The 10,853-nt window shown below is 73.1% G+C and carries 8 protein-coding genes and 1 pseudogene; 2 read left to right on the top strand and 7 right to left on the bottom strand.

The window, feature by feature from the left end; genetic code table 11:
- The coding region (locus ACWEQO_RS20205) for a pyridoxamine 5'-phosphate oxidase family protein (RefSeq protein WP_452984689.1) at positions 1 to 318 on the top strand (318 nt) is incomplete at its 5' end.
- A gap of 191 nt (positions 319 to 509) precedes the next feature.
- Here ACWEQO_RS20205 and ACWEQO_RS20200 read toward each other — a convergent pair.
- From ACWEQO_RS20200 to ACWEQO_RS20180, 5 genes are read right to left on the bottom strand one after another with little or no spacing between them, the layout of a single operon-like run.
- Positions 510 to 1,166 carry a potassium channel family protein gene (locus ACWEQO_RS20200; RefSeq protein WP_361461327.1) on the bottom strand — a complete coding sequence of 219 codons (657 nt, stop codon included), beginning with the start codon at positions 1,164 to 1,166 and terminating at the stop codon, positions 510 to 512.
- Positions 1,163 to 1,822: a potassium channel family protein gene (locus ACWEQO_RS20195; RefSeq protein WP_361461330.1), complete on the bottom strand. Its 660-nt coding sequence runs from the start codon at positions 1,820 to 1,822 to the stop codon at positions 1,163 to 1,165. The genes ACWEQO_RS20200 and ACWEQO_RS20195 overlap by 4 nt, the downstream gene beginning before the upstream one ends.
- Positions 1,819 to 4,623 (bottom strand): cation-translocating P-type ATPase, encoded by a 2,805-nt coding sequence (locus tag ACWEQO_RS20190; RefSeq protein ID WP_452984688.1) that lies wholly within the window; start codon positions 4,621 to 4,623, stop codon positions 1,819 to 1,821. The genes ACWEQO_RS20195 and ACWEQO_RS20190 overlap by 4 nt, the downstream gene beginning before the upstream one ends.
- A 44-nt stretch (positions 4,624 to 4,667) precedes the next feature.
- Positions 4,668 to 7,349 carry a formate dehydrogenase subunit alpha gene (gene fdhF / locus ACWEQO_RS20185; protein WP_452984687.1) on the bottom strand — a complete coding sequence of 894 codons (2,682 nt, stop codon included), beginning with the start codon at positions 7,347 to 7,349 and terminating at the stop codon, positions 4,668 to 4,670.
- Positions 7,346 to 9,031: an NAD(P)H-dependent oxidoreductase subunit E gene (locus tag ACWEQO_RS20180; protein ID WP_452984686.1), complete on the bottom strand. Its 1,686-nt coding sequence runs from the start codon at positions 9,029 to 9,031 to the stop codon at positions 7,346 to 7,348. The genes fdhF and ACWEQO_RS20180 overlap by 4 nt, the downstream gene beginning before the upstream one ends.
- A gap of 255 nt (positions 9,032 to 9,286) precedes the next feature.
- On the opposite strand from ACWEQO_RS20180, the pseudogene ACWEQO_RS20175 reads away from it, so the two are divergent.
- A pseudogene (locus tag ACWEQO_RS20175) lies at positions 9,287 to 9,499 on the top strand (universal stress protein); the annotation flags it as partial.
- A 53-nt stretch (positions 9,500 to 9,552) separates the two neighbouring features.
- On the opposite strand, the gene ACWEQO_RS20170 reads toward ACWEQO_RS20175, so the two are convergent.
- Together ACWEQO_RS20170 and ACWEQO_RS20165 are read right to left on the bottom strand one after the other, a co-directional pair.
- Positions 9,553 to 10,119, bottom strand: coding sequence for a hypothetical protein (locus tag ACWEQO_RS20170; RefSeq protein ID WP_452984685.1), 567 nt, complete (start codon positions 10,117 to 10,119; stop codon positions 9,553 to 9,555).
- 215 nt (positions 10,120 to 10,334) lie between these two features.
- On the bottom strand, positions 10,335 to 10,832 hold the full coding sequence (locus ACWEQO_RS20165; RefSeq protein WP_452984684.1) for a flavodoxin domain-containing protein: 498 nt from the start codon (positions 10,830 to 10,832) through the stop codon (positions 10,335 to 10,337).
- Positions 10,833 to 10,853 lie beyond the last annotated feature (21 nt).

The following is a 10,853-nucleotide window of genomic DNA, read 5'->3' as shown; positions in this document are numbered from 1 at the left end:
GAGGGGCCGGCGGTGGTCCCGGTGAACTACGAGGTCGTCGACGACGCGATCGCTTTCCGCACCGCTCCCGACTCCGTGCCCGCGGCGGCCGTGGGGTCGGAGGTCGCCTTCGAGGTCGACCACGTGGACGACGCCATGAGCCAGGGCTGGAGCGTGCTCGCCGTCGGCCCCGCCCGGCTGGTCACCGGGCCCGACGAGGTGCGGCGGCTGACCGAACGCGCCCACACCGCGCCGTGGGCCGGGGGCGGACGCGAGACGTGGGTGTCCATCCGGCCCACCCGCCTGACCGGACGCCGCATCACCCCGGCCGAGCAGTGAGCAGGAGGCCCTCCTGTGAACCAGCAGACCCTGCCGGACGAGCGGGTGGCGGCTCTCGCGCACGACGCCGCCCCGTCCATGCACAGCGCACAATCGTGCTCCGCCTGGGATACGGCCCCAAGGGCCCCAGCACCCCGCGACGCCCGGTGCCGGACGTACTCGACGTCCAGCCCTGACCGGCGAGTCTCCGTCTACTGAAAGGCCGCGTGGATCTCCTGCTCTGTGGCAGCGTGGGAGACGACGAGAAGTTCGTCGCCGGGTCGCAACCGCATCCCGGGCGCGGGAACCGTGGGCCGTCCCTCCCGGACGACGGTCGCGACGACCGTGCCCTCGGGGAGGGAGATTTCGGCGAGTACGCGGCCCGCAGCACGGGACTGCGCGGTGATGGCGGTTTCGATGACGTCGACACCCGCCTTGCTCAGCCGCAACAGCGCGACGGTGTCGGTGGCCCCGGTCGCCTCCTCGATGAGGGAGATCAGGGGCGTGGCGGCGGGGACCGCGGTGTCCACTCCCCAGTTCTGGTCGAAGAGCCAGCTGTTCTCCGCGTCGTTGACGCGGGCGGCGACGCGCGGCACGGCGAACCGCCGCTTGGCGAGGAAGCTGATGACGAGGTTGTCCTCGTCGTTGCCCGTGGTGGCGATGACGAGGTCGGCGGTGAGGGCCCCGGCATGCTCGAGAAAGGCGGGTTCGCAGGCGTCCCCGGCCAGGAGACGCACAGGTAGCCGACCTTCGAGCTCGGCGATGCGGTCGTCGTCGATGTCGACGAGGACGACGTCGTTGCGAGCGGCGGCGAGGACCTGCGCGATCTGTGTGCCCAGGCGTCCGGCGCCGGCGATGAGAGCCTTCACGTACCCAGCTCCTTGTCCAGGAAGCCGCGCAGCCGACCGAGCGAGGTGGCGGCGACGGCGAAGGTGACCAGGTCTCCCGGCTCGGCCGGGGTGTTGTGCGCGGGGACGAGTGAGCGGCCCGCCCTGGTCACCTCGATGACGCGGATCTCGCCGTCGGTATCGAGCTCGGTCAGGCGCCGCCCGGTGAGGTAGCCGGGCAGTTGTGAGCGGATCAACAGTGTCTCCCCATTGCCGAAGGCGAGATCGGGGGTGAGGTGGCGGTGCAGCAGCATCTGGTGGATCCGGTGCACCGTCCAGCGGACACTGGCGATGGTGGGGATACCCAGTTCGCGGCAGATGTCGGCGCTGCGAGGGGCGTAGACATGGGCGAGGACGATCGGCACCCGGTAGGTCTCCTTGGCCGTCCGCGCGCTGACGATGTTGCTGTTGTCGCCCGAGGTGACGGCGACGAACGCGTCCGCGTGCTCGATTCCGGCGGCCTCGAGGACCGTACGGCTGTATCCGTTGCCTTCGTGGAACCGGCCCGGGAAACCGGCGGGCAGCAGCCTGCGGGTCCTGGCCGCACGGTCCACGATCCGTACGTCATGGCCCTCGGTGGCGAGTTGGGCGGCGAGCAGGGAACCAGCCCGTCCGCAGCCGACGATGATCACTCTCATCGCCACCCTCCTTTCGGGTCCGTGCGCCGGCGGTGACGCATCCACGCCTTCCTGAGCTCTTCGGCGACCAGGAGCAGCGCGCCGAGACCGGCGAGGACGGCCCAGTCGCCGAGGTCCAGCGGGGCGGTGTTGAACAGGGCCTGGAGCGGGGGAAGGTAGCTGATGCCCGCCATGACGGTGATGCCGAAGCAGCCGGCGGCCAGCAGCCAGGGGTTGGACAGGGCACCGATACGAAAAAGGCTCTGCCGTTCGGTGCGCACCGCGAGGGCGTTGAAGAACTGGCTGACCACGATTCCGGCCTGGACCATCGTGATCCCCTCCCGGTAGGCGGTGTTGTCCTCGGTGAACTCGGAATACGGAATCCCCGAGGCATGGATGTGCCAGAAGAAGACGGCGGTCACACCGATCGCCTGAATGCCGCCCAGGAACAGGATGCGGCCCATGACGGCCCTGGAGAACAGCTGTTCCTTCCGTGACCGTGGTGGGCGGTCCATGACGTCGGGTTCCGGCGGCTCGGCGCCCAGGGCCAGGGCCGGCAGGACGTCGGAGCCGAGGTCGATGGCGAGGATCTGCACAGCGCTGATGGGCACCAGCGGGAAGCCGGCGAAGGTCGCCGCGAGGATCGGGACGAGTTCGGCGATGTTGTGGCTGAAGAGGTAGACGAGGAACTTGCGGATGTTCTGGTAGACCGATCGGCCCAGCCGCACCGCTGCGGCGATGGAGGCGAACGAGTCGTCGAGGAGCACCATCACCGCGGCTTCCCTGGCGACATCGGTGCCGGAGGAGCCCATTGCCACGCCGATGTCGGCGTGCTTGAGGGCCGGGGCGTCGTTGGCGCCGTCGCCGGTGACCGCGACGACCTCGCCCCGCCGGTGCAGGCCGGCCACGACCCGCATCTTGTCCTCGGGGCTGACCCGGCACAGCAGCAGCTCCACCGGCCGGTCGAGCAACGCGTCCAGGTCGTCGTCGTCCAGCGCCTCGAACTCGGCTCCGGTCACCACGGTGGGGGCGGGTCCGGTGACGATGCCGACCCTTCGGGCGACGGCCTCGGCGGTCAGCGGGTGGTCCCCGGTGACCATCACGATCCGGATGCGGGCCCGTCGGCAGGCGGCGACCGCGTCGCTGACCTCGGGCCTCGGCGGGTCCAGCATCCCGACGAGCCCCAGCAGCGTCAGCTCCGACTCGGCCGTCGCCCGGCCCGGTCGGGGGTCGGGCACCGGCCGCCAAGCCACTGCCAGTACGCGCAGTCCCTGGGAGGCCAGCGCGTCGTTCGCGGCGATGACCTCGGCCCGCAGCGCGTCGGTCAACGGGCGGCGCTCCCCCACCCCGTCGGCGACGGTGCAACGGTCGAGGAGTTCCTGCGGTGCGCCCTTGGCGTACACGCGGTAACCACCGCCGTCGGTGTCCTTGTGCACGGTGCTCATGAGCTTGCGGCCCGAGTCGAAGGGATACTCCGCGACGCGCGGCGCCGCGGCCTCTTCGGCGGCCAGGTCGAGCCCGGCCTTCGCCGCGGCGACGAGCAGCGCCCCCTCGGTGGTGTCGCCCAGCACCCGCCAGCCAGCCCCGTCCGACGGCGGAACCAACCGGGCGTTGCAGCACAGGGCCGCCGCCCGCAGCAGCCCGCGCACCGGTTCCGGGTCAGTGATCTCGCCGTCGGGCGCGTAGCCCACACCGGTCGCGGCGTGTTCCGTCCCGCCGGCCCACACCCGTACGACGGTCATCTCGGCCCGGGTGAGGGTCCCCGTCTTGTCCGTGCACACCACCGTGGTGGACCCCAGTGCCTCCACCGCCAGCAGCCGCTTGACCAGGGCGTGCCGGCGGGCCATGCGCCGTACGCCGATCGCCAGGGACACCGACATGGTCGCGGGCAGGCCCTCGGGGACGAGCGCGACCATGACGCCGAGGGCGAAGACGAAGCTCTCGACGAACGGCTGCCCGGTCGGAAGACGGACCAGGAGCAACAGCGCACCGATCGCCAGGGCCGTCCCCGCGACCCTGCGGGCCATCAGGGCGACCTGGCGCTGCAGCGGGGTCCGCTGCCGGGGTGCCGCGGCCGTCAGCCGGAAGATCTTGCCGAACTCGGTGGCCGTACCGGTGGCGAACACCACGGCCTTCGCGGAACCGGCCACCACGTCGGTGCCCATGAACACACAGTTGCGGGCCCGGAGGACCGGGCCGGCGGCCGCGGGGTGGGCCGTGCGGCCGACCGCGTCGCTCTCCCCCGTCAGCGCCGCGTTGTTCACGGAGACCTCGTGCGCCTCCACCAGACGGCAGTCCGCGGGCACCGCGTCCCCGGCATCCAGGACGACCACGTCCCCGGGCACCACCTCCCGCGAGGGCACCTCCTGCCTCTCCCCGTCGCGCAGCACCCGGCAGGTGTGTCTGACCATCGCCTGCAGCGACTCGGCCGTCCGCTCGGCGGAGTACTCCTGGGCGAAGCCGATGGCGGCGTTCAGCACCACCACGCACAGGATCGCCACGGCGAGTTGCAGCGTGCCGGCGTCCCGTGGGTCCTGCAGCCCGTAGGCCAGGAAGGTGATCGCGGACGCGACGAGCAGGACGAGGGCGAACAAGTCGGTGAACTGGCCGGCCAGTTGTCGCCACACCCGTCTGCGGTGCGCGGAGGGAAGTTCGTTGGGGCCCAGGCGGGCTTGCAGCGCCGTCGCGCCCGCCGAGGTCAGTCCACGCGGCGAGGTGCCCAGCGCCGTGAAGACCTCCCCGGTCGGCAGCATCTGGACCACAGGGCCGTCCAGGGTGCCGGGGACCGGCGGTTCGCCGCCCCTGCCTGCGGGTGTGTGCACGGGAGCCCGGGTACCCGACTCGGAGCGGCCGTCCTCCCTCTCCGTCACGAGGCGACCACGCGGACCGCCGTGACCTTGTACTCGGGGCAGGACGTGACGGTGTCGGCGTGGCCGGAGGTGAGGCGGTTGACCCCGCTCGCCGGGAAGTGGAAGGAACAGAAGGCCTGGCCGGGCGCGGTCTGCTCGCCGACGCGGGCGATGAGGCGGGCCCTGCCGTGCCGGCTTTCCACCGTGACCGGTTCGCCGTCGCGCACGGCGTAGCGGTGGGCGTCGCCGGGGTGGAGGTCGAGGAGGTCGACGGGGTCGAGGGCGAGGTGGGCGCCGCGCCGGGTCATGCTGCCGGAGTTGTAGTGCGCCCAGCGCCGTCCGGTGACGAGGATGAGCGGGTAGTCGTCGTCGGGGTGTTCGCCCGGCGGGAGGTAGGGAGCCGCGGCCAGGTGGGCACGGCCGTCGGCGGTGGCGAACCGGTCCCGGTGGAGCTTCGCCTCACCGGGCCGGCCGGGGTCCCGGCAGGGCCACGGCACAGCGCCTTCCCGGTCCAGCCGGTCGTGGGACAGGCCCGCGAAGAGGGGCGCGATGCGACCGCATTCGGCCAGGGCGGCGGCCGGCGTCGGGCAGCCGAGGTCGGCGCCCATCACCGACGCGACGGCGTGCACGACGTCGAAGTCGCTGCGGGCTTCTCCCGGCGGGGGCACGGCGGGGCGGACCCGCTGGAACCGGCGGTCGAAGTTGACGAAGGTGCCGTCCTTCTCCAGCCAGGACGCGACGGGCAGCACCACGTCGGCACGGCGTGCGGTCCCGGACAGGAACAGTTCGCTGCACACCACGAGCGGGCACGCCCGAAGGGCCTCGGCCACCTTGTTCGCGTCCGGGTCGGTGGCGCACACGTCCTCTCCGATGACCCACAGTGCCCGCAGCCGTCCCGCCCGCGCGGCGGCGAACATGTCCGGGATGCGCAGGCCGGGCCGCTCGGGTACCGGGCCGCCCCACACCGTCTCGGCCCGGGCCCGCACCGCCGGGTCGGTCACTTTGCCGTAGCCGGGCAGGAGGTCGGGCAGCGCGCCCATGTCGGAGGCGCCCTGCACGTTGTTCTGGCCGCGCAGGGGATTGACTCCGTGCCCTCTGTCGGTGCCCACGGCACCGCGCAGGATCGCCAGGTTGGCCAGCGTCCGCACCCCGTCCGTGCCGTGCAGGTGCTCGGTCACCCCCAGGCCGTAGACGATTGCGGGACTTCGGGCCCCGCCGTAGAGCCGGGCGGCGGCGATCAGGTCGGCGGCGGGCACACCGGTGATGTCCTCGACCCGGTCCGGCGGATAGTCGGCCAGCAGCTCGGCGAGCTCCGGCAGGCCGGTGGCCCGCTCCCGCAGGAACGCCTCGTCGGTCAGGCCTTCTGCGAGCAGGACGTGGGCGAGCCCGTGGAAGAGCGCCACGTTGGTGCCCGGGCGGGGCCTCAGATGCACATCGGCGTGCGCGGCGAGGCCCACGGCGCGCGGGTCGGCGACCACCAGCTCGGCCCCGTGCAGCACGCGCCGCAGCAGCCGTGCCCCGACCACCGGGTGGGCCTCGACGGGGTTGGCCCCCACCACGAGCAGGCAGTCGGACCGCTCGACGTCGTCGAAACTGTCGGTGCCGCCGGACAGGCCGAAAGAGGCGGTCAGACCGGCAGCGGACGGGGAGTGGCACAGACGGGAGCAGTTGTCCACGTTGTTCGTGCCGATGACGGCCCGCATGAACTTCTGGACGAGGTAGTTCTCCTCGTTGGTGGCACGGGCCGAGGAGATCGCCGCAACGGCGTCCGGGCCACAGGCGGCGACGGCCGCGCGCAGCCCTCGGGCGACATGCCCGAGCGCCTCGTCCCAGCTGACGGGCTCCAGACGGCCGTCACGTCGCAGCAGGGGCCGGGTGAGCCGTTCGGGGGAGGTGAGATACCCGTGGGCGAAGCGGCCCTTGACGCAGGCGTGGCCCTGGTTGACCGGGCCGTCACGGGCGGGCAGTACGGCCGTGACCTCGCCGTCGGCGGTGACGACGTCCAGGGCGCAGCCGACACCGCAGTAGCCGCACGTCGTACGGGTCGCCGGCGGCCGGTGGGCGGAGGTGAGTCCGCGCGCCGGGCCGGGTTCGGTGAGCGCGCCGGTGGGGCAGGTGTCCACGCAGCCGCCGCAGGCGACGCAGTCCGACTCGGCCCAGGGCCCGCCGGTGCCGGGCGCGACCACGGTGTCGGCGCCCCGGCCGACCAGGGTCAGGGCGAAGGTGCCCTGCACCTCGGCGCACATGCGGACGCACCGGCCGCAGGCGATGCACAGGTCCCGGTCCAGCTGGACGTAGGGGTGGGAGTCGTCCCCGCCCCGGCCTCCGGCACCCTGTGCGGTGTCGGGGCCGATGCCCATCGACCGGCAGACCTCGGCCAGTTCACCGGGGTTGCCGTCGGCGAGGGCGCGGGGCGGCAGTGCGGAGGCGATGACCTCCACCGCCTCCCGGCGCAGCTGCCGGAGGTCGTCGGTCGCGGTCTCGACGTGGACACCGGGGGCGGCCGGGGTCACACAGGCCGCCACGGTCTGCCCGGCGGCGCGTACGAGACAGGTGCGGCAGGAGCCGGCCGGGCTGAGCCGGTCGTCGGAGCACAGGGCGGGCAGGTCGCTCCCGGCCGCCCGCACGGCCGCGAGCAGGGATGCTCCCTCGGGCACGGCAACGCTCGTGCCGTCGACCTGGATCTCGGTTCCGGTCATGGCTCCCACCCCGCCAGTCGGTCGCCGTGGACGCGGGCGAGGCTGTGCACGGCGGGCGGGATGCGCCGCCCGAACGCGCACAGGCTCGCCTCGGCCAGTACATGCGCGAGCCGTCCCCACTCGGCACCGGGCGGAGTGCCGGTCCCGGCCAGCTCCAGACCGCGGCGCGAGCCCACCCGGCAGGGGGAGCAGGCGCCGCAGCTCTCCGCCGCCGCGAACTCCCACACGTGCCGCAGCACGTCCTGCGGCGCCACGTGCTGGTCGAAGGCGACCAGTCCGGCATGGCCCAGTGCGGCACCGCGGGCGGCCAGGTCGGCCGTGGTGAGCGGCACGTCCAGCGCGTCCGGGGCGAGGAATCCGCCCAGTGGTCCGCCGACCTGGAGGGCGGTCGGCTCGCTGCCGTCCTTCATACCGCCGCCCAGTTCGGTGACGATCCGCAGCAGCGAGGTGCCCAGCTCGACCTCGTACGCCCCCGGCCGGGCGAACCGCTCCGAGAGGCAGACCAGTTTCGTCCCGGTCTCCTCCGGCGTCCCGCGCCGGGCGTACGCGTCGCCGCCCCGGGCCACGATCCAGGGGACGGCTGCGAGGGTCTCCACGTTGTTCACCACGGTCGGCGCGCCCCAGAGCCCGCGCGCGGTCGGGTACGGCGGACGCGGCCGGGCGCAGCCCCGGTCCCCTTCCAGACTCGCGATCAGCGCGGTCTCCTCACCGGCGACGTACGATCCGGCGCCCTGCACCACCTCGACGTCCAGGGCCGTGTCCGTGCCGTGCACGGAAGGGCCGAAGTGGCCGTCGGCATAGGCCTCCCCTACCGCTTCCCGCATCCGTGCCAGCGCGCGCGGATACTCCGAGCGGACCAGTACCAGGCCCCGGCGGGCGCCGCAGGCGAAGCAGGCCAGCGCCAAGCCCTCCAGCACCCGCCGCGGGTCGGCTTCCATCAGCAACCGGTCGGCGTACGACCCCGGATCCCCCTCGTCCCCGTTGGCCACCACCACGGTGCCGGGTGCCCGGCCTGCCGCCTCCCATTTCGCCGCCACCCGGAAGCCCGCTCCCCCGCGTCCGCGCAGCCCGGAGGCGGCCACCTCCCCGTGGACCCGGCCGGGGCTGCCGGCCGTCACGATCCCCGGCCACACCTGCCACGCCGGCGCACCGGCGACCACCCCTGCCAGCAGCACGGGGTCGCCGGTGTCGTCGGCCGCCGGGATCCGCGGAGCGGACCGTGGCTCGCGCCCTGCCAGTCGGGCGGCGAGCGCAGGTCCCGTGCAGGGCGTGGCCCCGTCCAGTGCGGCGGGGCCGGCGTAGCAGTACCCCAGACAGCGGACGGTCTGCAGCGATGTCCCTCCGTCCGGTGAGACGGCGCCCACGGTGACACCCAGTTCCTGCTCGACCTGGGTGACATGCCGCCCCGACTGCGCCGCGAAGCACGCCGTCGCCGAGCAGACCCGGACGTGACGGCGGCCGTGCGGTGCGACCAGGTCCGCGTAGTAGGCGGCCGGCCCGAGTGCGGCGGCGGCAGGCAGGCCGAGGCCGGCGGCGACCGCCGGGGCCCAGCTCTCGGGGCCGTCCGCCGAGCCTTCTCCGGTGCGGGCCAGACGCTCGACCAGCCGCTCACCGGCTCTTCCACGCCGCTCGGAGAGTGCGCGGAAGGCGTCGAACCGGCCGGCGGGGCGAAGGACAGCCATGTCTTCATCGTGGCGGCAGTTCCAGAGCGCCACAATCCGGACTTCGGGCGGACGCCGTTCACGCCGAGGGTGTCAGGATGCCGATGCACCACGCTCGGCCGCTCGGTCCTCCGGCGGCAGCGCACCGCCCGGGTGGGGCTTGGTGAAAGGCAGGCAGTGAGCAAGGGAGGCTCGGGTGAGCGGCGGCCTGGTGGTGGGAGTGGACGGCTCGGCTCCGAGTCTCGCCGCGGTGGAGATGGCGGCTCGTGAGGCCCGGTGGCGGGCGAGCCGTTGACGGTCCTGGAGGCACAGTCGCGTGCGGCGGAGCCGGTGTTCGTCGGATCGCGGGCATGGGGGCTTTGTGGGGCTGCTCGCGGGGTCGACGGCGGTGCACCCGGCGGCACACACGGACCGTGCTCCGTGCTGGTGGCGCGGGAGCAGCCGGATGCCGCCGGGCCGATCATGCTGGAGGTCGACGGCTCACCGGCTCACCAGGGTGGTGGCCGTTCGGGCCGGGTAGGCCATCAGCCAGGCCAGGACCGTCAGACAGGCGAAGGCGATCGTCGGCCGTCTCCAGGTTCCGGTCTCCCGGCGCAGGAGCACCACCGTGGCCCGCACTGCAGCGCGTACACGAAGTAGCCCAGCAGAGCCGCGATGGTGGGCGCCGTGAACACCGGCTCTCCGGCGTGGGGGCCGCCGGGGTGGGTCACGGCCCTCAGCGCCTGCGTCGGCTGTTCAGGGTCCTCGGCGGCGGCGACCTGTCCGAGGGTGGTGACGAAGGTCTCCGGGCGGCCTGCGCCGACAGTACGCCGACGGTGATGCACCGGTCGGAGCCCAGCGGGTCGGAGACGGGGGCGATCGTGCGGCCCAGGTCGAAGGCGCGTGCGGAGGACCACAGCGTCACCGGTACCGCGCGGGGCGGGCAGGCGGTGGGGCGGCAGTTCCATGAGGGACGGCATGGTCTGGCCGCAGCGGTCGCCGGGCTTCTTGAACGTCCGGGCGGCCGACATCGCGGAGACGGCGCCGAGCACGTACAGGCCGAACCTGACCAGACCCTGCGCGCCGAATGAGGTCCCCCGAGATGCGGCAGAGGGTCGGATGGGACTCATGAGAGGAACCCGGACCATGGCTGGGTGTTGTGGATCGAGGGAGCGGCGACCGCCGCCGACACTCAGGTTCCGGAATCAGGGCGTCCCCACGGTGTGCCGGAGTCCTCGCACGGTGGCGGCTCGATCGACGGCGCGTCGTTCACCGCAAGCCCGGCTTTTCCCGCACTCGGGCCATGGACAGCGCAGCGAGCGGTCGCGGGCACAGGGACCGGTTCTCATCCGTGGGTCAGGGCGTCGGCGACATGTGCCGCCCATGTCTCGATCGCCGTGAAGTCGCGGAAGTCCCCGCCCTTTCCGTCGCGGAGGATCATCCGGGCGATCCATCCCTTCGCGCTCTCCTCGAGACAACCGCCGAAGGTGACGTGTCCCCTGGCGTCGAGTTCGACGACGGCCTTCTGCACACCGGGCACGGGCGGGATGTCCCGTTGCGAGGCCGTGGCGTCCAGCGGGCCGCTGCTGAACAGCCACACCGGGCGCTTTGCCAGGTCGCGGCGGTATCGGCGGACGAACCGACGGGCGTCCTTGTGCCAGCGTCCGGCGTACAGTCCACCACCGACCACCACGGCGTCGTACGACGCCACACTCGCGACGGACCGGGCGGGCAGGATCTCGACCGTCAACCCGCCCTTCCGCAGGACGTCGGCGACGGCTTCGGCGATGCCTGCCGTCGACCCGTTCGTGGTTCCGTAGGTGACCAACACGGTGCCGGTCATGGCGTCGCACCTCCTCTTCCT

This window comes from Streptomyces sp. NPDC004051 (assembly GCF_053604275.1).
This window is presented reverse-complemented; position numbering and strand designations above follow the sequence as displayed.